Annotated in this window: 23 protein-coding genes and 5 pseudogenes; 12 read left to right on the top strand and 16 right to left on the bottom strand. The window is 68.5% G+C overall.

The features are described from left to right. Positions 1–124: pseudogene (locus J0695_RS19505) on the top strand (IS3 family transposase); the annotation flags it as partial. Between the two features lie 407 nt (positions 125–531). On the opposite strand, the gene J0695_RS19500 reads toward J0695_RS19505, so the two are convergent. The 4 genes from J0695_RS19500 to J0695_RS19490 all read right to left on the bottom strand — a co-directional run bounded on the left by J0695_RS19500 (position 532) and on the right by J0695_RS19490 (position 4,163). Beyond that, the gene (locus tag J0695_RS19500; RefSeq protein WP_206963377.1) at positions 532–1,758 is read right to left on the bottom strand and encodes a cytochrome P450; all 1,227 of its coding nucleotides are present in this window, start codon (positions 1,756–1,758) and stop codon (positions 532–534) included. Between the two features lie 53 nt (positions 1,759–1,811). After that, positions 1,812–1,904, bottom strand: coding sequence for a hyalucidin A family RiPP precursor (locus J0695_RS46370; RefSeq protein WP_465269119.1), 93 nt, complete (start codon positions 1,902–1,904; stop codon positions 1,812–1,814). Positions 1,905–1,909: 5 nt separating this feature from the next. Beyond that, a complete protein-coding gene (locus tag J0695_RS19495; RefSeq protein ID WP_307798691.1) occupies positions 1,910–2,962 on the bottom strand; it encodes a cytochrome P450 in 1,053 nt (350 codons plus the stop codon). Positions 2,963–3,830: 868 nt separating this feature from the next. Next, entirely contained in the window at positions 3,831–4,163 is a 333-nt protein-coding gene (locus tag J0695_RS19490) for a WhiB family transcriptional regulator (protein ID WP_206963376.1), read from the bottom strand. A 238-nt stretch (positions 4,164–4,401) separates the two neighbouring features. Between J0695_RS19490 and J0695_RS19485 the strand changes: the two genes are divergently transcribed. Both J0695_RS19485 and J0695_RS19480 read left to right on the top strand, forming a co-directional pair. Further along, on the top strand, positions 4,402–4,539 hold the full coding sequence (locus J0695_RS19485) for a hypothetical protein (RefSeq protein WP_206963375.1): 138 nt from the start codon (positions 4,402–4,404) through the stop codon (positions 4,537–4,539). A gap of 163 nt (positions 4,540–4,702) precedes the next feature. Continuing rightward, positions 4,703–5,524, top strand: a complete 822-nt coding sequence (locus tag J0695_RS19480; RefSeq protein WP_206963374.1) for a COG4705 family protein — start codon at positions 4,703–4,705, stop codon at positions 5,522–5,524. Here J0695_RS19480 and J0695_RS19475 read toward each other — a convergent pair. Further along, the gene (locus J0695_RS19475) at positions 5,505–6,860 is read right to left on the bottom strand and encodes a sensor histidine kinase (RefSeq protein WP_307798690.1); all 1,356 of its coding nucleotides are present in this window, start codon (positions 6,858–6,860) and stop codon (positions 5,505–5,507) included. The two genes, J0695_RS19480 and J0695_RS19475, sit on opposite strands and share 20 nt — an antisense overlap. Continuing rightward, entirely contained in the window at positions 6,857–7,522 is a 666-nt protein-coding gene (locus tag J0695_RS19470) for a response regulator transcription factor (RefSeq protein WP_206963373.1), read from the bottom strand. Before J0695_RS19470 ends, J0695_RS19475 begins: the two co-directional genes overlap by 4 nt. A 101-nt stretch (positions 7,523–7,623) precedes the next feature. On the opposite strand from J0695_RS19470, the gene J0695_RS45440 reads away from it, so the two are divergent. Continuing rightward, positions 7,624–8,292: a response regulator transcription factor gene (locus tag J0695_RS45440; protein ID WP_206963372.1), complete on the top strand. Its 669-nt coding sequence runs from the start codon at positions 7,624–7,626 to the stop codon at positions 8,290–8,292. 106 nt (positions 8,293–8,398) lie between these two features. On the opposite strand, the gene J0695_RS19460 is transcribed toward J0695_RS45440, so the two are convergent. Further along, on the bottom strand, positions 8,399–9,061 hold the full coding sequence (locus tag J0695_RS19460; RefSeq protein ID WP_206963371.1) for an ABC transporter ATP-binding protein: 663 nt from the start codon (positions 9,059–9,061) through the stop codon (positions 8,399–8,401). Then, positions 9,058–9,282 carry a hypothetical protein gene (locus J0695_RS43985; protein WP_242552901.1) on the bottom strand — a complete coding sequence of 75 codons (225 nt, stop codon included), beginning with the start codon at positions 9,280–9,282 and terminating at the stop codon, positions 9,058–9,060. Before J0695_RS43985 ends, J0695_RS19460 begins: the two co-directional genes overlap by 4 nt. Positions 9,283–10,074: 792 nt before the next feature. Between J0695_RS43985 and J0695_RS19450 the strand changes: the two genes are divergently transcribed. The 4 genes from J0695_RS19450 (at position 10,075) to J0695_RS19435 (ending at position 13,940) form a co-directional block, all read left to right on the top strand. After that, the gene (locus J0695_RS19450) at positions 10,075–11,010 is read left to right on the top strand and encodes an ABC transporter ATP-binding protein (RefSeq protein WP_206963370.1); all 936 of its coding nucleotides are present in this window, start codon (positions 10,075–10,077) and stop codon (positions 11,008–11,010) included. Further along, entirely contained in the window at positions 11,010–11,858 is an 849-nt protein-coding gene (locus J0695_RS19445) for an ABC transporter permease (RefSeq protein WP_206963369.1), read from the top strand. Before J0695_RS19450 ends, J0695_RS19445 begins: the two co-directional genes overlap by 1 nt. An 82-nt stretch (positions 11,859–11,940) precedes the next feature. Then, complete coding sequence (locus J0695_RS19440; RefSeq protein ID WP_206963368.1) at positions 11,941–13,266, top strand: sensor histidine kinase; 1,326 nt, start codon at positions 11,941–11,943, stop codon at positions 13,264–13,266. Next, positions 13,263–13,940 (top strand): response regulator, encoded by a 678-nt coding sequence (locus tag J0695_RS19435; protein ID WP_206963367.1) that lies wholly within the window; start codon positions 13,263–13,265, stop codon positions 13,938–13,940. The genes J0695_RS19440 and J0695_RS19435 overlap by 4 nt, the downstream gene beginning before the upstream one ends. Before the next feature lie 621 nt (positions 13,941–14,561). On the opposite strand, the gene J0695_RS19430 is transcribed toward J0695_RS19435, so the two are convergent. Together J0695_RS19430 and J0695_RS19425 are read right to left on the bottom strand one after the other, a co-directional pair. Then, positions 14,562–15,149: a TetR/AcrR family transcriptional regulator gene (locus J0695_RS19430; RefSeq protein WP_206963366.1), complete on the bottom strand. Its 588-nt coding sequence runs from the start codon at positions 15,147–15,149 to the stop codon at positions 14,562–14,564. Between the two features lie 47 nt (positions 15,150–15,196). After that, complete coding sequence (locus tag J0695_RS19425; protein ID WP_206963365.1) at positions 15,197–15,400, bottom strand: cold-shock protein; 204 nt, start codon at positions 15,398–15,400, stop codon at positions 15,197–15,199. Between the two features lie 593 nt (positions 15,401–15,993). On the opposite strand from J0695_RS19425, the gene J0695_RS19420 reads away from it, so the two are divergent. Continuing rightward, the gene (locus J0695_RS19420; RefSeq protein WP_206963378.1) at positions 15,994–16,749 is read left to right on the top strand and encodes a class I SAM-dependent methyltransferase; all 756 of its coding nucleotides are present in this window, start codon (positions 15,994–15,996) and stop codon (positions 16,747–16,749) included. Between the two features lie 74 nt (positions 16,750–16,823). Here J0695_RS19420 and J0695_RS19415 read toward each other — a convergent pair whose 3' ends face one another. The 4 genes and pseudogenes from J0695_RS19415 to J0695_RS19405 all read right to left on the bottom strand — a co-directional run bounded on the left by J0695_RS19415 (position 16,824) and on the right by J0695_RS19405 (position 20,582). Further along, a complete protein-coding gene (locus tag J0695_RS19415) occupies positions 16,824–17,147 on the bottom strand; it encodes a hypothetical protein (protein ID WP_206963364.1) in 324 nt (107 codons plus the stop codon). Positions 17,148–17,663: 516 nt separating this feature from the next. Then, a pseudogene (locus J0695_RS46275) lies at positions 17,664–17,769 on the bottom strand (HipA family kinase); the annotation flags it as partial. Positions 17,770–17,859: 90 nt separating this feature from the next. After that, positions 17,860–18,957 (bottom strand): cytochrome P450, encoded by a 1,098-nt coding sequence (locus J0695_RS19410; protein ID WP_206963363.1) that lies wholly within the window; start codon positions 18,955–18,957, stop codon positions 17,860–17,862. Positions 18,958–19,580: 623 nt separating this feature from the next. Then, positions 19,581–20,582: a GlxA family transcriptional regulator gene (locus tag J0695_RS19405; RefSeq protein ID WP_206963362.1), complete on the bottom strand. Its 1,002-nt coding sequence runs from the start codon at positions 20,580–20,582 to the stop codon at positions 19,581–19,583. 144 nt (positions 20,583–20,726) lie between these two features. Between J0695_RS19405 and J0695_RS19400 the strand changes: the two genes are divergently transcribed. Together J0695_RS19400 and J0695_RS19395 are read left to right on the top strand one after the other, a co-directional pair. Beyond that, positions 20,727–21,365, top strand: coding sequence for an HD domain-containing protein (locus J0695_RS19400; RefSeq protein WP_206963361.1), 639 nt, complete (start codon positions 20,727–20,729; stop codon positions 21,363–21,365). Next, the gene (locus J0695_RS19395) at positions 21,362–21,826 is read left to right on the top strand and encodes a nuclear transport factor 2 family protein (RefSeq protein WP_206963360.1); all 465 of its coding nucleotides are present in this window, start codon (positions 21,362–21,364) and stop codon (positions 21,824–21,826) included. Before J0695_RS19400 ends, J0695_RS19395 begins: the two co-directional genes overlap by 4 nt. A 2-nt stretch (positions 21,827–21,828) precedes the next feature. On the opposite strand, the pseudogene J0695_RS43975 reads toward J0695_RS19395, so the two are convergent. Together J0695_RS43975 and J0695_RS46270 are read right to left on the bottom strand one after the other, a co-directional pair. Then, positions 21,829–21,983 (bottom strand): annotated as a pseudogene (locus J0695_RS43975) (chitinase); the annotation flags it as partial. A gap of 309 nt (positions 21,984–22,292) precedes the next feature. Beyond that, positions 22,293–22,400 (bottom strand): annotated as a pseudogene (locus J0695_RS46270) (HipA family kinase); the annotation flags it as partial. A gap of 60 nt (positions 22,401–22,460) precedes the next feature. Between J0695_RS46270 and J0695_RS19390 the strand changes: the two are divergent. Then, positions 22,461–22,742, top strand: a pseudogene (locus J0695_RS19390) (S9 family peptidase); the annotation flags it as partial.

The following is a 22,742-nucleotide window of genomic DNA, read 5'->3' as shown; positions in this document are numbered from 1 at the left end:
GATCGCGATCGTGACCTGGATCGAGAGGACCTACCACCGACGCCGCAGACAAACATCGCTCGGCCGACTGACCCCCGTCGAGTTCGAGATCGTCATGACTACACCGGCTCTCCGGGCCGCGTGACCACACCTGTCACCCAACCCTGCATCAGACCCGTCCGTGCCCGCCGAGGCTCGCCTCAAGGCCACTCGCCATCACCGAGACAAATCGGCCTCTACCGTCATGCAAGACTTGATGTGCCCGGTCGGACCGTCGTTCGAAGCCGATATGCCGGCCGGGCACACAACAGACCGCGCCTGAATCCGTGCGTCGCAGGAATCGACCTCGGCGCGGCCGACTCGGTGGCCTGCCGCCACTCTCCACCCTCCGCCTGAGTGAAGCCGCCGAGATGACACCGGCATATCTGGGACTCCCCTCAGGACTCCACGAGTTGGGCAAGGCACGCCAATGGTGGAGGCGATGTTTGCATGCTGGACGGTAGGGGAGTCCACACGACGGTCGTTTCATGGCGCTGCTGTCATCGCCCGCCGTTACCGGCGGGACATCGTGCCGCGGAATTCCTGTGGGACGGGGGCGAAACGGTAGGCCACCGACACGGCTTCGATGTCCGGCACCGCCAGCCGGTACCTCTTCAGCATCAGATAGCAGACCATCATCAGCTGGACGGTAGCGATGTCCGCGCCCACACAGTTCTTGGGCGCCCAGCCGAAAGGCACGTAGCAGTCTTTGTCCGCCGGGCCGTGTGGGGCGCCCGGCAGGAAGCGGTCAGGGTCGAAGGCGTCGGCCTGCTTCCAGTACCTGGTGTCACGGTGGATGAGGTGGGGACTGAGCAGATAGCTCTGCCCGTCCACCAGAGTTGTCGTCCCGAGATCGAACGTCTGCCGTGCCTGGCGCATCAACACCAGCGGCGGACTCCACATCCGCAGGACCTCCTTGACGAACCGGTGCGTCACCGGCGCAACGGTGGCGGGCGACTCGCAGAATCGCTCCGGGTCCACCTCGGCGAGTTCTTCCGTCAGCCGCCGGTTCCAGTCGGGCTGACGCGCAAGTTCGTACAGGACGCTGGCCGCCGCCGCGCCGGGAGGACCAGCGATCGCGGTGAGGACCGCGGTGACGACGTCGAGCGCTCGGTCCATGCCGAGTTCGGGCAACAGTTCCACGATCGGGTCGGCGAGGTCGAGCTCCCGTGGGCGGCGGCCGGACGATCGCTGACGCAGCACGCGCCGTACGATCAGACCGGCCCGGACCTGCACCGCGGTGAACCGCAGATGCCGCCACGGCCCCCGGAGCGGATCCAGAGCTATGAGCCGCACCAGTTTCTGGTTGAGGTCCTGGCTGATGCGGGCGGACTCGCGGGTGGTCAGTCCGGACAGCGCGACCGGGAGCATTGAGCGCACGGTGAGGTCCTGCGCGAACCTCACGAGGTCGACTTCCTCGCCCAGTCGTTCCTCCACTGCCCCTTCCATCCGCGCGAGCATCGTGGCGTGGTGTTCGCCGGTTGACAGCCGGTGCAGTTGCGCAAGCCATGCGCCCCGGACGCGGGTCCATCGCACCGGGTGGCTGGTACGGCGACGCACCATGTCGATCAAACGGTCGTGCATGACCAGACGATGCCAGTTCGACCCGCTGACTTGACGGGCCGCATGCGGCTCGAAGAGCGCGAGGAGCCCCTCGTCGACCCAGAAGACGCCGCCTTCAGCGGCGCTGCGGCGGCGCAGATCGTGCAGGAAGTCGGAGGTGTGGTGCGGGGTGGTCATGGCTCCGCCTCTCGTGAGGGCGGGGCCTCGACGGCTCCCCGCACCAGTCCCTGTCAGATGTGGTGGTAGAGGTACCAGTGGATGACCCCGCCGTAGCCGGACCTGATGTTCAGGGCCGACTTCGCGGAGCGGTAGAGCTTCCTCATGGTGTTCACCTCCCCTCGGCCGAGTCGCGGCTGTGGCGCAGCCGCATGGTGAATCGTGGAGGTGCAAGGGCGGGGCCCGGTGGTGCGGCCTCGCCGCAGAGTTCGACCGACAGGTTCCGATGGCGTACGACGGCCAGGACGAGGTCCTCCAGCAGGCTCATGGTGACTGTCGCGCCGGCGCAGGTGTGCGGGCCGTGTCCGAAGGGCATGAACGCGGGGTCGCGGATCGGCTGGGCCCACCGCTCAGGCACGAACTCGTCCGGTCGCTCCCAGTACGCCGGATGCCGGTGCACCAGATAGGTGCACACGTCCACCTGGTCGGGCGGGGCCACTGGCACGCCGGCGAGTCGGTGTTCCTTCTCGGGGGTGCGGGCGAACATCCACGCGACCGGCCACAGCCGCATCGCCTCCCGTACGATCCAGCCCGGCTCGGCGTTCTCAGCACCAGGGTGCGTACCGACGAGATACACCGACCACCCGAGAGCGAAGCCGATCGAGCCGACGGTGGCGAACAGGAACGAGAGGTAGACCTCGGCCAGTTCGGCGGGCCGCGCTGTGGGTCCGCCGGCGCTGACCGTGATGTCGAGCAGGTCGCGCGGCGCGGTTGTTCCGGTCGTGGCTCCGGCGAGGCGACGTTCCCGGATCTCTGTCGTGATCGAACGCATGGTTCGACGGCGGAACACGGCGCGGGAGAGGGTCGAGTGGTGTTCGCGCGCACCGGACAGCACTGCTCGTTCGATGACGGCGTCGACGGCCCGGCTCAGTGCCGCCGGTGAGTCTGGATGCACAAGCGCGGTGCGGAGAAGCTCGCGTACCAGCAGATTGCCGGCGTCGGGCCACGTGCTTGCGGGGGTGAGAGCTTCATCCACTAGGCGCGGAATGTCGGCGCGGTGGGCTTCGAGGTGATGGCGTAGCAGTCCGCGTGCCGCGCGGCCGATATCGATCTGTGCGGACCGGGGGCCGAACACACGTCGGCGGGTGTGGAAGAAGTCCGACGTCTCACGGAAGTACTCGTGCCGATTACTCAGGACGTCACGCGCGGCCTGCGGGTTCGCCACGCACAGGCGTCCCGAGGCTGAGCGCCACACGTCGCGCGAGGTATCGAACTCCGCTGTCAGAAAGGCCAGGGGATCGCGGCGGAAGGCAGCTCCTCCGCGCGGCGCATCAGGAGGGGGACGGTGCTCCCCTTCGCCGGTCGGTGACATCCTCACCCCCCTGAGACATGCAGAAACGCGAAGAGTTGCCGACCTCGCGTCCGGACACGGGATCCGTCGTGCGCCAACCCGTTGTGACGTCATGTCCGGTGCAAGCGTGCTCCGGTCGGATGCAGAAGTCACGTCACCATTGAGCCGTGCACCCCCCACGGGCGCGGAAACCTGTCCGGGAACGTGGTACGGGCTGGTCGGCGTCATGATCCCGCTGGCCACCTCTGCGTGCCGCACGGTGGTGGGTCCTGTTCCGGTAGTTGCCCGGCCTGGTGCTCGCCCGCTACCTCACTTTGCTCCTGTCCGATTCCAGTCCGGCAAGACCGTAGAGTCCGACGTTCTCCAGGTGTCTGCGACCGGACGGGTCAGCCCGTGTGCTGCGGGCGCCGCTCGCCAAACCGGCCCCATCGACATCGCGCGAACGGCTCCTCCTGCCCCACGTAGGTTCCTCAGCGTTCGGGCGAGTTGATCCCTGAGCCTGCGGTTCGCCTCGGTCAGCCGGCGAGCACATTCGTGCGCGGCCTCAACCCGCTCGCGCAGTAAGGGATCAGGACAGGGTTTCTGATCCACCGACCGACACCTCACACCAGAAGTCGGGCCTCAACTCCCCCTCGTCGTGTACACACTCGACAACTGCCCTGTGAAGGAGGCTGCGGATCCTAGTGACCAGTTACACGAAGAGGCCCCGCCGGAGCAACCGTAGGGGCCTTGAGACCCGCTCTCAGCTGGCCCTGGTCTGACTGTCTTTGCCATTCAGGCCCGTTGGGGTGCTTCGCTCATGCTCGGTCTGCGCGGTTTGGAGCAGGCGCTTCCAAGACGTCACCAGGGGGCGGCGGCGCAGGAGGGCACGTCGTTCGCGTTCGGTCATGCCGCCCCAGATTCCGTGCTCGATCCGGTTGTCCAGGGCATGTGCGAGGCATTGCGTGCGTACCGGGCAGCCGGTGCACAGGGCCTTCGCCCGGTTCTGCGCGGCCCCCTCGACGAACAGCTCTTCCGGATCGGCCGTCAGGCACTTCGCCTGCGCCCCCCAGCCATCCTCCTCGGATACCGCCACAGTGCCCCTCCCCCGGTCCGGCCTGCCACGGACCCCCGTGCAGGCGGCAATTCACGCGACGGTACGACAAGTCATACACGGCAGGGAATGCCCTGGGTGCACGGCGGTCAGATCGGGTGCTTACTCGAACTCCTGTGTGAGACGCACAGATGATCGCAGGGTGTCCGGACACCCTGCGCAGGCTGCGGGGCCAAGCCATCAGCTACCTGGGCTACCGCTGCCGAGGCCAAACACTGTCGTGGAACACGTGGCCGAGTTCGCCGCACTGCAGCTGCCGGAGCGGGCAGGGGAGGAGTACCGGGCGGTCGCCTGCTGGGTGGTCGAACGGCTAAGCAACACCGAAGAACGCGACCGCGCCTGTTCTGGCGGTCAGTAGCCACGGTCACGGACATTCTCATCACGCCCCCGGAACCTCCCGCGATGCACCCACAGGGTTTCGCGCGTTATCGGACTCGGAGTACGGGGGTCTCGTGTCCGGCAGATTCCTTGCGGGGCGCGGTCAGGTTGAGTTCAGGTGGGCCGTGCCAGCGTGTCCGCCCATGACCCACACACAGACGACACCCCACTCCCGCAGTGGCAGCGGCAGCGGCAGCGGCAGCCGGGAACTGCGCAACAAGGTCCCCGAGATCACCGTGTACTTCTGGATCATCAAGGTCCTGTGCACCACGGTGGGCGAGACCGCGGCGGACCTGCTCAACGACAATATGGGCCTTGGCCTGACGAACACCTCCTACGTGATGGGCCTGCTACTGATCGTCGCGCTGGTCCTGCAGTTCAAGGTCCGCAGGTACGTGCCGGCCATCTACTGGCTGGCCGTCGTTCTGATCAGCGTCGTCGGCACGCTGGTCAGCGACAACCTCACCGACAACCTCGGTGTACCGCTGGAGACCACCACGCTGGTCTTCGCGGTGGCCCTGGCCGCGACCTTCGGCGCCTGGTATGCGTCGGAGAAGACCCTCTCCATCCACACCATCCACACGGCCCGGCGGGAGGCGTACTACTGGCTGACGATCCTCTTCACCTTCGCGCTCGGCACCTCGGCCGGGGACCTCACAGCCGAGCGCCTCAACCTCGGCTATTGGGTGTCGGCCGTACTCTTCGCGGTGCTGATCGCCGCGGTCGCCTTCGCCCACTTCGGACTGCGGATGGGCGCGGTGGCCTCTTTCTGGCTCGCGTACATCCTTACCCGCCCGCTCGGCGCCTCGCTCGGCGACTATCTCTCGCAGGCGAAGGCCGACGGCGGGCTGGGGCTCGGCACGGTCGGCACCAGCGCGATCTTCCTGGTGGCGATTCTGACGTTGGTCGTCTATCTGAGCGTGACCCGGCGAGAAGAGTCTCCGGTCAGCCAGCGGGAAGCGTAACGACGAATCTCGCGCCGGGAGTTGATGCGAGCGGTGCCGCCAGTGTGATGTCACCGCCCGCCGCACGGGCCAGCCGGCGGGCGAGCGCGAGGCCGAGGCCCGCGCCGTCATGGCCGTCGGCCGGGTCGGCCCGGCGGCCCGGCGTGAAGACGGCGTCCGCGGCGGCCCCGGGCACTCCGGGGCCGTCGTCGGCGATCACGATCTCGACGCCGCCGGGGATCTGTGCGTACGAGACGGTGACGGTGCGGCGTGCGTAGCGCCGGGCGTTGTCGAGGATCGGGGTCAGGATGCGTTCGAGTACGGGAGCGGAGACCCCCGCGGTGACCGCCCCTCCGTGCACCGTCACGGGCGGGGCCCCGGGATGGTCGGATGCACTGCGACTGGCCACCTCCCTTGTTGCATCGGCCAGTTGGCAGCGGCCGGGCACCTGCGCGGTCCGGGTGCGGGACTCGGACAGGAGGGTCTCGCAAATCTGCCGCATGGTCGCGGCCGCCGCCGCGATCGCTGCGTGTGAGGTCTGCTGTTCGCCCTCGTCACGTGGGCGGGCCAGCAGCCACTCCGTCTCGGCGGTGATCCGCGCGAGCGGGGTGCGCAGCTCGTGGGAGAGCTCGGCGGTCTGCTGCTGCTCATGGCGCAGTACGGCGGCCAGCCTGTCCAGGAGTTCGTCAAGGTTGACGGCGAGCGCGGAGAGTTCGGTGGGGCGTCCGGCGACGCCGAAGCGGGTTGGGGCCCCGGTCTCGCTCCACTCGGCGGCCTGGGCGCTCATCGCGCCGACCGGCTCCAGGGCGCGGCCCACCACCGTACGGGTGACGAGGAAGACCCCGCCCAGAAGCAGCAGCCCCAGGCCCACCGAGCCTGCGAGAACCGCATCCGCCGTGGAGCGGTAGGGGTCGAGGCCGACCGAGGCGACGACGGTGCCCACCTGCCGCCCACCCGAGCGGACCGGCAGGGCGTACAGCCGGGTGGCATTCGGCTTCGCGGTGTCGGTGAAGACCTCGCCCCGACCCGCGAGCCGATCCGCCCAGCTCTGGAGCCCAGCCGCCCCTGAGGGCTTCTCGACGACATTCTTGCCCTTGTAGATCCAGACCCCGACGTCCAGCGCCCGGTCGTCGGCCGGTTCATGGACGAGGAGCGTGCCGTCAGGGCGCGCCTCGACGGTCGAGGCGACCGCCGCGGCCCTGGTGCGCAGCAGGTCGTCCGCCTGTTCGCGCAGCCGCCCGCTGAGTACGACGTTGAAGGCGACCGTGAGAAGCGTCACCCACACCGCTCCGGTGGCGAGCGCGAGCAGTGCGAGCCGCCCGCGCAGGGTGCGGGGTCTGCTGAACAGCGGCCTCACTCGAGGCGGTAGCCCACACCGCGGACGGTCGCGATGGCACGCCGGCTCTCGGCGTCGCGCAGCTTGCGGCGCAGCCGGGTCACGTACTGGTCGAGGGTGTTCTCGCTCACGTACGCGCCCTCCGGCCAGCCCGCCCGCAGCAGCGCCCGGCGGCGGACCACGGCTCCGGGTGCTGTCATGAGGCAGGCGAGCAGCCGGAACTCGGTCGGGGTCAACGGCAGCCGGCCGGCGCCGGTGTCCAGGACGTGACGCACCGGGTCGAGCTTCAGCTCCTCGACGTGCACGGCCGCCTCGCGACCAGCCCGGCGCAGTGCGGCCCGCACCCGGGCGGCGAGTTCGGCCAGGTGGAAGGGTTTGCCGAGGTAGTCGTCGCCGCCGGAGGAGAAGCCGGAGAGCCGGTCGGAGACGGTGTCGTGGGCGGTGAGGAACACCACCGGGACATCGATGCCCCCGGCGCGCATCGCCTGGCAGACGTCCCGCCCGTCGGAGTCGGGCAGGCCGACGTCCAGGACGACAGCATCAACGCGGTCGTGGACACTGCGGAGCGCGCCCGCGCCGTCGGAGGCGGTCAGCACCTCGAACTGTTCCTCGCGCAGGCCCCGTGCGAGGACGTCGCGCAGGCCGTGGTCGTCCTCGACGATCAGGACGCGGTGGGCGGTCATCGGGCCAGTATGTCCGTAGCCGGTGTGGCGCCGGTAAACGCCCGGGTCCTGTTCAGGTTGCGTACAGGTCCACAGGGACCGGACCGGTCTACGGTGGGGGCGTGGCACGCATCGTGGTCGTCGAGGACGACCCCGCGATCGGCGGCAGACTCGCCGAGACGCTGCGCGCGCTCGGACACGAAGCAGTGTGGTGCAAAGACGGTGGCCAGGCGCTGAGCCGGGCGCAGGATGAACCCGCCGAACTGATGCTGATCGATCTCGGCCTTCCCGACCTGGACGGTTTCGAGTTGTGCCGGCGGCTACGCGAGCGGGTCCCCTCAGCGGTGCTGGTGGTGCTGACGGCACGGACCGAGGAAATGGACGTCATACAGGCCCTGGAGTCCGGCGCAGACGACTATCTGACCAAACCCTTCCGGCTCGCGGAACTGCAGGCACGGGTGGCCGCTCATCTGCGGCGCACGACAGCCACGGGGGTGCGGATCCGGCTCGGCCCGCTGCTGATCGACCGGCCGGCCCGGCGCTGCTTCACGCCGACGGGTGAAGTCGCCCTGAGACCCAGGGAGTTCGACCTTCTTGTGCGGCTGGCCGCCTCCGCGGGGCAGGCGATCAGCCGGGAGGAGCTGATGAGCCAGGTCTGGGACGAGAACTGGTTCGGCCCGACCAAGACCCTGGACGTCCACGTGGGCGCGCTGCGCCGCAAACTGGCGGGCCAGGTACGGATCACCACCCTGCGCAACTTCGGCTACCGGCTGGAGTCACCGCACGGATGAGCCGCGCAGCTGACCCCGTGGACGGCGACCACGGCGCCGGTCCCCTTTCCGTACGTACGCGCCACGTCCGAGCAGCGCACGAGCGGCTCCGGGGCTGCCGCCGCCATCACACCCACCGCCCGTCGCGCAGCTTCAGCACCCGGTCGGCCACGGCGGCGACGGCCCGGCTGTGGGTGACCACGACGACCGCGGTCCCGGCCGCGGCACGCTCCCGCAGCAGGGCGAGCAGCCGGCGTTCCGTCTCGCCGTCCACCTCTCCGGTCGGCTCGTCGGCGAGCAGAACGGCGGGGTCGTTGGCGAGAGCGACGGCGAGCCCGGCGCGGGCCGATTCGCCGCCGGACAGCTGCCGGGGCAGGGCGCCGGCGCGGTTGCCGATGCCCATGCGGTCGAGGAGATCGGCCGGGCGCACCCGGGCCTTTCTGCGGACCAGGCCCTGTACGAGGGCGATGTTGTCCCGCACCGTCAGATGGTCGAGGAGGTTCCCCGACTGGAACAGCACGCCGAGGCGGCGTGCCCTGATGCGGCCGCGCTCGCGCTCGCCGCGGTGGCTGAGCCGCTCCCCCGCGATGTGCACGGAGCCGCCGTCGGGTTCGTCGAGTCCGGCGAGGCAGGACAGGAGTGTGGTCTTGCCCGATCCCGAGGGGCCGGTGACGGCGACGATCTCCCCGGCGGCCACCTCCAGGCCGATGCCCTGAAGTGCGAAGGTCTCCTCGTCCCCGGCCCGGAAGAACCGGTACAGGCTGCGGGCCGTGAGGACGCTGTCCGTCATCGGGACCACCGGAAGGAGTCCGTGACAATGCGCCACGGGTCGACGTTGTCCGCGCCGACGGCCCCGGAGAGGGTGAGGACCGCCTGGCCGCCGCCCTTCTTCCGGAACGCGTAGCGCTCCACGTCCTGCTGGACGCTCTTGCCGGTCACCTGGTCGGGCGGTGACTGGACCCGGTAGAGGGCGAGGACCGCGGTGCCGCCCTTGCGCTGCACGGTGGACACCTTGGGCGTCCCCGGCAGCCCGCTCGTTCGCACGGATTGCTCGGTGGGGGCAGTGGTGCTCGACGGACACGCTGTTGAACGCGGAAGCGAAGACGGTGGAGGCGCCCTTTGCAGTACGCGCCCAGCCCTCTGGCACCTTGACGGTGTAGCCCCCGCCAGGCGGCGGCGGCGACCAGGCGACGAACACCTGGGGGTCGGGGATGTCCCCGGGCGGGTTGGTCTCGGGAGCCACGGCCGAGGACGTGCCAGAGGTCGCAGGGGTGGTCCCCGACGACCCGGACGACGAGGAACAGGCCGCGGCTCCGGCCAGCAGCATGACGCCAGTGAATGCGGCGACGTAACGACGATGCATGAAGGGCACCTCCGCCTCGGAATCTCAAGGCGGACTCTCCAACGCCCGCGCTCCGCAAGGGAAGCGCGCGGTAAACGCTGTGGCGACAGCTCTGGCGGGGCCTGGCCAAAACTGCACTTGGCTTGGGAGGGGGCCACTCCTTCTGCAGAAAGGTTGAGGGAAGGGTGAGGTGCGGGGCGTCCGCGTATGTGGCTCTCGCCCGGTAGCTGCGGTCCGGGCGGCGCAGGAAGCCAATGCGCGTGCCCATGGTTCTCACGGCGACGAAACCGGCCGGGACCGGAGCGGGTGGAGCGAGTAGAGCGAGTAGAGCGAGTAGTACGCCGGTACCACCTTCGCGAGCACCGGTTCCATCCCTGGTAGCACGAGTCGCGGCGTCGGCGCCCGTAGCGTTTCGTGCGAGGGGCCGGGACGGTTCGGCCGCCAGGACGTAAGGGTGAGCGATGATCGAGGCACACGGTCTGACGAAAAGGTACGGGGAGAAGACCGCGGTCGACGGGCTGGAGTTCAGCGTCCAGCCGGGAACCGTCACTGGGTTCCTCGGTCCTAACGGTGCCGGCAAGTCCACCACGATGCGCATGATCGTGGGTCTGGATGCCCCCACGGGCGGCAGCGTGAGCGTCAACGGAAAGCGGTACGCCCAGCACTCCGCCCCGTTGCAGGAGGTCGGTGCGCTGCTGGAGGCCAAGTCCATCCATCCGGGGCGCTCCGCCTTCAACCACCTCAACGCACTCGCCCTGTCACACGGCATTCCGCGCAGCCGGGTGGAGAAGGTGATCGAGCTGACCGGGCTGCAGTCGGTGGCGAAGAGGCGCGCGGGCGCGTTCTCCCTCGGCATGGGCCAGCGTTTGGGAATTGCGGCCGCCCTGCTCGGCGATCCCGCCACGGTCATGCTCGACGAGCCGGTCAACGGGCTCGACCCCGAGGGCGTCCTGTGGATCCGCAATCTCCTCACCGGCCTGGCCGCCGAAGGGCGTACGGTCTTCGTCTCCTCCCACCTGATGAGCGAGATGGCCCTGGTGGCCGATCACCTCATCGTCGTGGGACGCGGCCGCCTGCTGGCCGACACCACCGTCAAGGACCTGGTCCGTGAAGCAGGCGGCGATTCCGTACGGGTGGCCACCGCCGATCCCGCCCGACTGCGCGAGGTCCTCGCCGGGCCCGGTGTCGAGATATCGGGCCAGGCAGGTTCCGAAGAACTGAACGTCATCGGCCTGACCGCCCGGGCCATTGGCTACAAGGCGGCCGAGCACGGCATCGCGCTGTTCGAGCTCACCGACCGCACCGTCTCGCTCGAGCAGGCGTTCATGGACCTCACCCGGGACGCCGTCGAGTATCACGGCACCACCGGCATCGACCTCCCCGGGAGCGCCGCCTGATGACCGCAGCAACTGCCACCCAGACCCCCACGGTGCCCGCCACGCCGGCCACCCGACCTGCGTACAAGGTCACGGGCCCCCGGGTCGTGCGCTCGGAGTGGGCCAAGCTCTGGACACTCCGCTCCACCTGGATCACCCTCGGCCTGGGACTGCTGTTCCTGGTGGCCTTCGGACTCATCGCCGCAGCCCAGTACAAGTCACGCATCGACTCCGGCCGGCACATGGACCCGGACTTCGCCTCGTCCACGGCATTGAGCCTCTCCCTCTTCGGCACCAACTTCGCTCAACTCGCCCTCGGCGTACTGGGCGTCCTGGTGACCGCGGGCGAGTACTCCACCGGGATGATCCGCTCCACGCTGGCCGCTGTCCCGCGCCGTCTTCCGGTGCTCTGGGCGAAGTCCGCGGTCTTCGGCGTCGTCGCCCTGGTCATCGCATCGGTCGGAGCGTTCATCACGTTCCTGATCGGCAGCGGCATCGTCGACGGCACACCCGCGGCGCTCACCATTTCCGATTCGGGCGTGGTACGTGCGCTGCTGGGCGCCGGTCTCTACCTCGGCCTCGTCGCTGTGATCGGCACCGCCCTCGGGGCCTGGCTCCGGTCGGTGGCCGGCGGGATCTCCGTCCTCGTCGCCACGCTGATGCTTGTTCCCGGTCTGGTGTCCCTGCTGCCCACCTCCTGGCAGGACAACATCAGCCCGTATCTGCCGAGCAATGCGGGCGAGGCGATGTTCACCCTGCACCACGGCGTCGACGTACTCTCGCCCGGAGCAGGACTGGCAGTCTTCTTCGGCTGGACCGTGCTGGCCCTGGCCGGTGCGGCATGGCGACTCGTACGCACGGACGCCTGACGGTCGTGCCGAGGTGCTGCACCGCGGGACCGACCTCACGGTCACGTCCCGCGGTCGCACCCTCCTCCCACTGGACAGGGCGATGGTGACGAACGACGACAGCGTTCACGGCACGGAACCCGGCCATCTGCCGCACGCGGATTCCGACTTCCTCTCCGGCCATCCGCTGGTCGCATGGGGCGCCCGAGTCGGTCAGCGAATGCGCCAAGCCGACCGCAGGCACCCGTGGGGCCTGGACACGGCGGTGGTGGTCTGCGCATTCCTGTTGCTCTGCGTGCCTGATCTCGTCCATCGCAAAGGCCCGGACGAGATCCGCATCCAATTCACCCACCTGCCGGTGGCCGGCATTCTGGCACTGCAGGCCGGCCTCGTACTCCCTCTGCTCTTCAGACGCAGGAACCCGACCGCCGCATTCACCGTGATCCTTGCGGTGTTCCTGGTCCAGTGGTCGCTGGGAGCCTGGTTGCGTGCCGACGCAGCGCTGCTCGTCGCCCTCTACAGCCTGGTGCTGCACGGACGCTTGCGTCATCTCCCCTGGGCCTGTGCGGCAACTGCCGTCGCCCTGTGTCTTGTCGCCCTGCAATTTTCCGGTGCGGTGTCCACGCCCGACGCCTTGTTCTTCCTCTTCAGCGCAGCTGTCGCCGCCGTCGCTCTGGGCTTTGCCGTACGCATCCGCCGGGCACAGCTGGCCGGCCTCCGCGACCGCGCGGCTCGTCTGGAGATCGAGCGCGACCAGCGCAGCAGGTTGGCTGCCATCACCGAACGTGCCCGTGTCGCGCGGGAGATGCACGACATCGTCGGCCACAATCTGTCCGTCATCATCACGCTGGCCGATGGTGGAGCGTACGCAGTCGACGCCTCCCCCGAACGCGGCAAGCAGGCCCTGGTCCTGATCGGTGACACCGGCCGCACCGCTCTGGGAGAGCTTCGCCGCATGCTCGGCGCTCTTCGCGAGCGGACGGATGGCCTGCAACTCGCCCCACAGCCCGGTGTCGGAGATCTCGAAGCGCTGTTCACCCGTGTCCGTGCGGCCGGACCCCGCGTGGAGTACCACTCCGTCGGCGAGTCGGATGCTCTGGACCGGGGATTGCAGTTGATGGTGTACCGCATCGTTCAGGAAGCGCTCACCAACACGCTCAAGCACGCCGGCCCCCGCGCACGGGCACACGTCACCTTGCGCGTCGATCCCGGCCAACTACACCTCCGCGTCCAGGACTCAGGCCCTCCCGAAGGTTCCGGCCGGCCGCGCCCACCCCGGGCCGAGGGACACGGGCTGGCCGGAATGACCGAACGTGCCGCCCTGTACGGAGGCACCCTCACCGCAGGACCCGGCCCCGGCGCCGGATGGACTGTCGAGGCTGTCCTCGATCTCACGCCGCTCCCCGACCCGTCAGGTACCACGACATGACCAGTGTCCTCATCGTGGATGACCATCCACTGCAGCGCCTCGGCTTCCGGATGCTCCTCGAGAACGCACCCGAGACCGACGTGATCGGCGAAGCCGCGCACGGAGCGGAAGCCGTACGCCGCACAGCCACGCTGCGCCCCGAAGTCGTCCTCATGGACATCCGCATGCCGGGGATGGACGGCATCGAAGCCACCCGCCGCATCGTCGCCGGTGGAGGGCGATCCAAAGTCCTCGTGCTCACCACTTTCGACCTCGATGAATACGCACACGCCGCACTGCGTGCGGGAGCCAGCGGCTTCCTGCTCAAGGACGCCAGGCCAGAGGAGTTGCTGGCCGGGATCCGCGCCGTCGCCAAGGGAGACGCGGTCATCGCCCCGGCCCTGACGCGACGTCTCCTGGACACCTATGCCGACCACCTCCTCACCGGGCCCCGAGGCCGCCAGGCCGAGGACGACCCGCGGTATCAGGCCCTCACGGACCGCGAGCGGGAGATCCTGGTCGCTGTCGGGCAGGGCTGGAGCAACGGGGAAATCGCCGAGCGGCTGGTGCTCGCCGAGTCCACCGTGAAAACACACGTCGGACGCGTACTGGCAAAGGTCGGGGCCCGAGACCGCATCCAGGCCGTGATCCTCGCGTACGACCTCGGCCTTACTCGACCCCAGCCACCGGCTTAGGACTTTCCGTCCCTCTCCGGGGCACAGTGCACGAGCAGACGTCATTCCCTAGCGCGCGAGTACAGCACGGGGCCCGCCCGCGGGGCCCGGATCGACTTGCTCGGGCGATCCGAAGTGGGCGGGCACGCTCACCAAAGCGGACCGGCGGGGGCTGTCTCCGCTGTTCTGGACCCACGTGAACCCGTATGGAAGATGCGAATTGGAAATAACCAGCCGTCTCGACCTGGATCTTGCGGCCACCGGGGCCACAGGGTCCGGCCCGCGCAGTCCGCAAGGCGAGTCAGCCGGCGCTCGGAGCTGAGCTGACGAGGACGGGGCGAGCCCGTCGACAGGTCTCGGCCACTGCGTGACCCGGAGGGTCGGCCTCGACGCGCTCGACGCCGGCCCTGAGCCGGCTGCCCACAGCGGCTGAAGGCCCGTTTACGGCTCTGGGCGGACGGCGGCTTTCACTGCCGCCTCGATCGCGTGGGTCAGCGTCTCCAGATATGCGTCGTCGCTGCGGCCCTGTACGACCAGCATGCGGCAAGTCCCGCAAGCCGCAGAAACAGGGCTGATCCTGTCGGTCTCCCTTTGAGGGCATCCGCCGTGACCGAGGTCGCGGCGGACGCCTCGACGCCTACTTCAGGGCGTGGGTGCGGTGAGATACCGCTGGACCGTGGGTCCAAGCCAGTCCACGATCTCCTCGCGGCCGAGCGCCATGCTCGCCGGGAACCGCAGCACGTAGCGCGTCAGCGCGAGCCCCAGCACGGTCGAGACGCACAGTGCCGCCCGCGCCTGCGCCTGCTCCGGCTCGTGGCCCAGCCGGCGGGCCAGCGGGATCATCTGCTCGCGCAGCACGCTCTGCATGCGATCGGCGGCGGCCGGGTCGGTGGCGCCGACCCGCATCAGCGCGGTGAGCTCAGCGTTCTCCTCCCACAGGGTGAGGAAGTGGCGCACCAGCGGACGGCCGATCTCCTCGCGCGGTTCGAGGGACAGGCCCGGCAATCCGGGATCGATCGCGACGGCCACCGCGAACAGGCCCGCCTTGTTGCCGTAGTAGCGCATCACCATCGACGGGTCGATCTTCGCGTCGCGCGCGATGGCCCGGATGGTCGACTTCTCGTAGCCGTCCGCCACGAACCGCTCGCGGGCCGCAGCAAGGATCGTGGCGCGGGTGGCGTCGGAACGCCGGGCGGCCTGCCTGCGTGGACATGCACCGCACTGACGCATGATGCCCGCATCGGTAAACCGAGGCGGGCATCACGGAGTCTGAGAGCTCAGGCGGGAGTGATGTTCTCCGCCTGCGGGCCCTTCTGGCCCTGGGTGATATCGAAGTTCACCTTCTGGCCTTCCTGAAGCTCACGGAAGCCGGAGGCGTTGATGTTCGAGTAGTGGGCGAAGACATCCGGGCCGCCACCCTCCTGCTCGATGAAGCCGAAGCCTTTTTCCGCGTTGAACCACTTAACGGTTCCGCTGGCCATGTGTCCTCCAAGGGGACTCGAAGTCGCCTCCCGCACCTTGCGGGAGCCGGAGGTGGTCGTCCTGGTCCTCAGAGACGCTGAACAGCAAGCTGCCCGTGAACTCGCGTCCACGGGCGGTACTTCGGAACCACGACTGCTGGTCTGGACGCTACACGGCCCCGTGCGGTCGAAGCTACGGATAACGGGGAACGCCCTGTCCAAAGCTTCGGCAAGTGTCGGCGCACTCGAGAATGTGACCCTGACAGCAATACCGTGAAGTTGGGGTGTGCCTCAGTGCACCCGTGACGCTCCGTCACGAGAAGCGGATTCGGAGCAGGGCCATGAGGATGACGCGGTGGCGGAGGAGCGGAACTCCCGCGGGGACCATCCGACTCCCATGACGAGATGGACGCGCTGTTCCGGTTCACCCCCGCTCGGGCGGGGACCACCGATTGGCGTCGGGTTGAGTTGAGCCCGGGGTCGGTTCACCCCCGCTCAGGCGGGGGTGAACCGACCCTCATCGGCCGCCCTTGCGAAAAACATTGGTGCCCGGCTTGCTCCGCTGATGGACTGACGTCCGACCGTGAGTCTGCCGCGTGACGGAGGTAGTGGTTGTGACAGGCTATGACGTGCTTGCCGAGGTGTACGAATGGCTCATCTCGGATGCAAAGTTGCCTCCAGCCGAGTTCGCCGCGTCGTTCGACGACGTCCTCAATCTCCTGCCGTCGAACGCTCACGTCCTCGACTGTGCTTGCGGGACCGGCCAGTTGGCGGTTGGCCTCGCCGGTCGTGGCATGCAGGTTGTCGCAACTGACGCCAGCGAGGGGATGGTTCGCCGGACTGCAGAGTTGTCTGAGGAGTTCGGGGCATCCGTCCGGGCCGTACGGGCGAACTGGGAAGAGTTGCCCGACCATTTCCAGGACAACACATTCGACATGGTGTTCTGCGTTGGCAACGCGCTTCACCATGCCGGGGGCGCGACAGGCAGGGGTGCTGCTCTGGAGTCGATGTCACGGCTTCTGCGCCCCGGCGGGCGCTTGGTACTCACATCCCGCACTTGGGAACTCGTGAGGGCCAGAGGTTCCCGGCTGGAGATCAGTGACCGACTCGTCCGCCGGAACGGTCGCGATGCCGTCGTGGTCTACCGCTGGGAGATTGCGCCGCATTGGGAGGAGGAGCACCACATCGAGATTGCGATCGCGCAAGTTGATGCGACCGGGTTGGTTCTTGTCCGCTCGGAACTGCTGTCCTGCTGGCCCTACCGGTACGAGGAACTCGAAGCCGAGCTGCACCGGGTCGGACTCCAAACGGAACTGAGCACGTTCGATCTTGAGGCCGAGAACTACATGGTGGTCGCGAGCAAGGTATAAACACCGGACTCTCAGTCCCTGGCCGGACCGCGCGGTTGCTCGCAGGACGCTTGCGCCCTCTCATCGGTGCGGGTTCAAGTGGTCAGCGCAACGCCTCGGACGAGGAGTGCTCGTCGATCAGACGGCGGTAGATCCGGGGTGACGGTGTGGCGCTGTTTCCTGGTCGCGTCCAGATCAATGAGCAGGATCTCGTCGATCAGCAGCGTGAACGGATCCAGCTTCGACGGCCGCGCCGGAGCGGTTGTCGTGCGTGGCTGCGGCCAAGCCGAGGTCAGGGCCTTGTTGACCGTGCTCCAGGTGACGCCGTACTTGCACTGCAACGCCCGGTTCGACATGCCATCGCGGGAGTCGCGCCGCAGCGCGGCGTACAACTCGACCTTCGACTGGCCAGGCGGCATCGGGGGTGCTCCTTTACTGAGCACATCCAGCTTGACACCGCAACCTCGATGGTGACGTCAGAATTCGCGAACATCTTCCTGGGCCATCACCTGGTGCCGTCAGCTTTCACGAACAACTGACGTCACCAACTACCGACAGAACCATGGACAGGTTCGACGGCGTGGTCGATGAGGCTGCACAGAGCGGCGGGGAGACGGTGGCGATGGGCAGTCACGGCGTGGCCATCCGGGTCTGGCTTGCCGCCCACTGCACAACGCCGCGAGCACGACAGCTCGGTCGAGGTCAAAGCACCTACGCGCCGGCTCCCGCGATAAACCCAGAGCCATGTTCCCGCACTCTCCGCCCTGGTCTTCACGGCGTCAGCGCACCGAGTTCTCTGACACTTCCCACGGGGGATCGCTGGGGAGAACCTGGGGAGTTGAGACCGCGCTGGGGAGCGTCTGGGGAGAACCGGCTACACCAAGCCGCACAAAGCTGAAAGCGCCCAAAAGACCAGGTCAGCGGCTCCCGCACGGAAACTTCATGACGTACGTACCGGGATCGTCGGCCTCGACGATCCCGGGCAGCGAGCCGCCCCCGCAGGGGCGTGACATAGCGGGTCGCGGTGACTTCTGCCAGCATTTCGCCAGGCCATACGGCCGGATTCCCTGGAGATCCACGGACAATCTGGGAAATTTCGGTCGGCGACCGGCTACCCGAGGAAGCCAAAGATCATTTACGGGACCAGCCTTGGGCATGGCGTATCCGTTCCCGGCGGCCGACGTGGACGGTCCGCACCCCGAGGAGACCGACGAGCGGCACCTCGGCGGTCCGCTGCCCGGGGGCCACCACCAGGCCGTCCTGCCGAATGCGGTCAAGGAGCAGCTCTGCCAGGGGCAGCACCATGTGCCGTCCCCAGCAACGCTCGCTGATGTGCCCGAACGGCATGTACCCAGGGGTGTTGTCCGGATCGAGGCCCTCCCACCGCTCAGGCCTGAACTCGTTCGGGGCGTCCCACAGCGCGGGGTCGCGATGGGTGAGCAGCGGCAGCATCAGTACGTCGTCACCGGGCCCGATCCTGGAGTCGACCGCGGGGTATTCGGGGCTGCGGTTGCGCAGCAGGTTCCAGGACGGCGGCAGCAGCCGCATCGCCTCGTACAGGATGTTCCGGTTCGAGACTCCCTCGTCAAAGGGGGAGCCGAGCCAGAGGGCGTTGGCGACGAGGGTGGAGACGGTGAAGCACACGGGGGCGGCGGCCCGCCGGTACATGCCCATCGCGTAGCGCCGGTCGTGGTAGCCACGCGCCTCGGCGAACAGGTTGGCCATGTGCGTCAGTTGCGGGCCCGGTTCCGGCCGGAACGGCAGGGCGGCGCCCGCGACGATCGTCGACCACGTCAGCTTGGGGTCGATCTCCAGCTTGCGGGACATCAGGATGCGCAGCCGGTACGGATCGTCGCGCAGGACGAGGTCGCGGAGGAACAGGTGCCCGGTGATGGGCCACGGCCCCGACAGGTCCTTCCCCTTCACCGGCGGCGACAGCGGCCGCTCCAGCGCCTCGCGTACGTCCTTGCCGATGGTCCGGATCACCGATGACGCCTCGGGCTTGGCGATGGACCGCCCGTGCAGCGGTTTGAACGTCGGCCGCTCGGTCTCGGTGGCCTTCCGTGCGGCGAGAATCCGGTCGGACAGTTCCGCGCCCGCGATGCCGATGGTGTCGGGTTCCAGCCGGACGAGGTCCTTGCCGAGATGGTCGTCGATGAGCGCCTGGAGGCGTGGGGCGAATACGGTCGTACGCCGCGCACGTGAATACGAAGGGGAAATGACGGGCATAAGAGAGCTCCGGAGGAATGCAGAGGGCCCGAACTCGGCGGGGCCATTGGGTCAATTCGGCTCAGCCGGGTACGGGCCCGGTGCTGGAGTTACCGGTTTAGTACCAGAAATACCAGGCGCTCTGCTTGAGGCTCGGCTCACTCTTCTTGACGAACCGCAGAGCGGTGAGGATCTTCGACATGAATTTCTCTCCTTCGCGTTCCGGTGACTCCCAACAGAGCGACTGCACATAGCAATTGATACGCCCTGAGGAGTATCGCCGTGGCTATGGACGGTCACTCCGAGGAGTGAAGCGGCAGGTGGCGCCTGTTGTCAATGGGGTCCCGGCCGACTTGGGTGCACTTCACCGTTGCGGCTTTTCCGGTACGCAGAATGAATGATTGACGAAATCGCTTACCAGCGTCGCGGGTCGATTTCCAGAAGAGAATCAGCCACTCAGAAAGAGGTGCCCGAGGTGCGTGGCCTCTCGCCCGCGCGACACATGGCGAGGTCGTCCCCTGCCGGGGCCCGGCCCCTCGCCCGGTGAGGATGCGCTCGCGGTCGATGAGGAGCCTGGATGGTGCGGCGCTCGGGCCGTACGCGGGGCCGAGCTGTCGTTGCCGCAGTCGGCTCCGCCCCCCCACCTACGCCGTGCGGGGCCCGCGTCCGGGGCCGGTCGGGTCCGTCGTGCGGAAACGCGCACGGTATGTCGAGGGCGTCACCCCCAAGTGGCGCAGGAACACCCGGCGCAGGGTCTCGTCGCTGCCCAGGCCGCTGAGGTGGGCCGTCGCCGTGACCGTCTCGCCCGCGTCGAGGAGGGTCCGGGCGGCTTCCAGGCGCATCGACTCAACGTATCCGCCCGGGGTATCGCCGACCTCCTCGTTGAAGAGCCGGGTGAGATGGCGGGCGCTGAGGCCGGCCCGGCGGGCGAGTTCGGGCAGGGATTGGTCCGCTGCCGGGTCCGCGGCAATGGATCGCAGGAGCGCGGTGAGTGTGCTGTGACGTGGCGTGGGGGTGCGGGCCGCGACGGAGAACTGCGACTGGCCGCCCGGGCGCTGGAGGAAGACCACAAGGTCCCGGGCAACTTCGCGGGCCAGGCCGGGGCCTTCGTCGGCTTCGACGAGGGCCAGGGAGAGGTCGAGTCCGGCGCTCACTCCCGCCGAGGTGTAGATCCGCCCGTCCCGTACGAAAATCGCGTCGCCGTCCACCTCGATGTCGGGATGGCGTTGCGCGAGCGTGGTCACGTGCCGCCAGTGCGTGGTGGCACGGCGGCCGTGCAGCAGTCCCGCCTCGGCCAGCGCGAAGGCGCCGGTGCAGACGGATGCGGTACGCCAGGACGCGGAGTGCAGCGTGTGGACAGCGTCGAGGAGGCCGGCCGGCACCTCCTTGGGGAGGCCGGGGGACCCGGGCACGATCAGCGTGTGGACACGCCCCGTCTGTTCGTCGACCGGGTCCGTGAGCAGCCGGGTCCCGGCCGAGGTGGTGACCGGGCCACCGGCAGGGGACAGCAGGGCCACCTCGTAGCGGGCACCCAGGGTGGCCGCCGTACTGAACACCTCCAGCGGAGCCGTGACATCGAGCAGACGCACGCCGTCGAACGCGAGTACGGCGACGGTGCGTGGAAGGGGGCGTTCACGCGTACTCATGTCCCCAGGTTAGCGCCACGGCATGTCCATATGTGTGGGATACCTGTCCCAATAGACATGGTGCGCGAATGCGCGCGGGAGGCAGGCTGAGGGCAGCGCGACAACGACGCCGACCGGACCGCCCCACCCGACGAGGAGCCGACCGTGACCACACGTATCGCCGACATCGAGATCCCCGACAGCGCACTCGCCGAGGAGGCGACCGAGCTGGTCCGCGACACCGCGGGCGAGCTGCTCTACGACCACTCGCGCCGCGTCTTCCTCTTCGGAGCGCTGCGCGGCCGCCGACGCAGCCTGGTCTTCGACCCCGAACTCCTGTACCTGGCAGCCCTGTTCCACGACCTGGGACTTACGCAGAAGTACGCCACGTCCGAGCAGCGCTTCGAGATCGACGGTGCGGACGCCGCCCGGGACTTCCTGCTGCGGCACGGCCTCGAACCCGAGCAGGCCCGGATCGCCTGGACGGCGATCGCCCTCCACACCACTCCGGAGATCCCGTACCGGATGGAGCCGGAGGTCGCGCTGGTCACCGCGGGCGTCGAGGTCGACGTCCTCGGGCTCGGGTTCGACGAGATCGGTGACGCGCAGCGGGCGGCGGTCGTGGCCGCGCATCCGCGGCCGGACTTCAAGCGGCGAATCCTCGCGGCGTTCACCGAGGGCATCGCGCACCGCCCGGACACCGCGTTCGGCAACGTCAAGGCCGACGTGCTCGCCCACTTCTCTCCCGGCTTCGTGCGCACCGACTTCGTCACCGTCATCGAGAATTCGGAGTGGTCGGAATGAGCACCCAGGTCCGCGCTCCCGTACCGCCGTTCACCGAGGCCGACGCGCGCGCCAAAGTGCAGGCCGCCGAGGACGCGTGGAACACCCGCGACCCCGAGCGGGTCGCGCTCGCCTACACGGAGGACTCGGTGTGGCGCAACCGCGACTCCTTCGTGACCGGGCGGGAGGAGATCCGCGCCTTCCTCGCCGGGAAGTGGGACAGGGAGCTCGACTACGCGCTGCGCAAGGAGCTGTGGTCCTACACGGACAACCGGATCGCGGTCCGCTTCCAGTACGAGTGGCGGGACGCGGACGGCGGGCACTGGCGCTCCTACGGCAACGAACTGTGGGAGTTCGACGCGCACGGCCTGATGCGGCGACGTGAGGCAAGCATCAACGACGTACCCATCCGGGCGGAGGAACGGCGGATCCTGGGGCCGCGCAGGCCGGAGGATCTCAAGGCCGCACTGCCTCTGAAGTGATACGGAAGCGCACCGCGCAGCGCCGTCACCAGGTGCATGAACGACCGTCGTTGGGCCGGCCGGTGCCGTTGTTGCCGTATTATGCATACTCGTCGTCGAAGTCGATGCCGTCGAGGCCGTACATGGTCACGGTGTCCGACAGCTGTTTCGCGAACGACCACCAGGGCGCAGGGTTCGCCGTCCGTCCCTGGCTGCGTGGACCGTCTTGGACGGTTTCGCCTACCTGTGCGATGTGGAACCGACCCCCACCCGGTGTCCCGGACCCACACCTCTGGCGCAGCTTCCAAGACGGCACGCCCGTCACACCTGTCTCCACCGACAGCGGGGCTCCGGCCGCTCCGAACCAGTTCTCCCGCGTCACCAAATCCTCCCCAGAGGCACCTCTGGGGAGGATTTGGAGTATCGACGACTCTGGGGAGCCCGTGGGGAGAATCGGCTACAACGCCGCAGGTCAGCGCCACCAGGCAGACAACTTCATGACGTACGCACCGAGATCGTCGGCCTCGACGATCCCCGAGAGCGAGCCTCCCTCACGCAAGGGCGTGACCTAGCGGGTCGCTGTGACTTCGGGGACAGCGGCCGACGATCACTTGTTTTCCGGCCGCCACACCCCTGAGAGAAAACGATGGAGCCCATGAGCATCGAAGAATTCCCCCGCCAGTTCGCCCGCACCCGCCGCTTCACGCTCGGCGCCCCGCGCGACTTCACCGTCTCGGCGGACGGCGAGCGCGTGCTGTTCCTGCGCTCCGGCCAACTGTGGCTGTACGAGAGCGGGACGGAGCGCATGCTGGCCGCCGAGGCAGGGTCGTACGCGACCGACCTCCAGGCACACCTGGCCGCGTACACCGCGGGCGGCGCGCTCTGGGCCGTCGCGACGGACGGCTCCGCCCCGCGCCGCATCCCGGTCGCGGGCCCG

The organism is Streptomyces beijiangensis, assembly GCF_017315755.1.
Lineage (GTDB): Bacteria > Actinomycetota > Actinomycetes > Streptomycetales > Streptomycetaceae > Streptomyces > Streptomyces beijiangensis.
Note: the sequence above shows the minus strand (reverse complement) of the source record. Positions and strands in the feature narration are given on the sequence as shown.

Excerpts from the sequence above, each read along its gene's own strand:
- J0695_RS19500 (WP_206963377.1), bottom strand. The coding sequence starts at position 1,758 with ATGACCACCCCGCACCACACCTCCGACTTCCTGCACGATCTGCGCCGC.
- J0695_RS46370 (WP_465269119.1), bottom strand. The coding sequence starts at position 1,904 with ATGAGGAAGCTCTACCGCTCCGCGAAGTCGGCCCTGAACATCAGGTCC.
- J0695_RS19480 (WP_206963374.1), top strand. The coding sequence starts at position 4,703 with ATGACCCACACACAGACGACACCCCACTCCCGCAGTGGCAGCGGCAGC.
- J0695_RS19470 (WP_206963373.1), bottom strand. The coding sequence starts at position 7,522 with ATGACCGCCCACCGCGTCCTGATCGTCGAGGACGACCACGGCCTGCGC.
- J0695_RS19460 (WP_206963371.1), bottom strand. The coding sequence starts at position 9,061 with ATGACGGACAGCGTCCTCACGGCCCGCAGCCTGTACCGGTTCTTCCGG.
- J0695_RS19450 (WP_206963370.1), top strand. The coding sequence starts at position 10,075 with ATGATCGAGGCACACGGTCTGACGAAAAGGTACGGGGAGAAGACCGCG.
- J0695_RS19445 (WP_206963369.1), top strand. The coding sequence starts at position 11,010 with ATGACCGCAGCAACTGCCACCCAGACCCCCACGGTGCCCGCCACGCCG.
- J0695_RS19440 (WP_206963368.1), top strand. The coding sequence starts at position 11,941 with ATGGTGACGAACGACGACAGCGTTCACGGCACGGAACCCGGCCATCTG.
- J0695_RS19435 (WP_206963367.1), top strand. The coding sequence starts at position 13,263 with ATGACCAGTGTCCTCATCGTGGATGACCATCCACTGCAGCGCCTCGGC.
- J0695_RS19430 (WP_206963366.1), bottom strand. The coding sequence starts at position 15,149 with ATGCGTCAGTGCGGTGCATGTCCACGCAGGCAGGCCGCCCGGCGTTCC.
- J0695_RS19425 (WP_206963365.1), bottom strand. The coding sequence starts at position 15,400 with ATGGCCAGCGGAACCGTTAAGTGGTTCAACGCGGAAAAAGGCTTCGGC.
- J0695_RS19415 (WP_206963364.1), bottom strand. The coding sequence starts at position 17,147 with ATGCCGCCTGGCCAGTCGAAGGTCGAGTTGTACGCCGCGCTGCGGCGC.
- J0695_RS19410 (WP_206963363.1), bottom strand. The coding sequence starts at position 18,957 with ATGCCCGTCATTTCCCCTTCGTATTCACGTGCGCGGCGTACGACCGTA.
- J0695_RS19405 (WP_206963362.1), bottom strand. The coding sequence starts at position 20,582 with ATGAGTACGCGTGAACGCCCCCTTCCACGCACCGTCGCCGTACTCGCG.
- J0695_RS19395 (WP_206963360.1), top strand. The coding sequence starts at position 21,362 with ATGAGCACCCAGGTCCGCGCTCCCGTACCGCCGTTCACCGAGGCCGAC.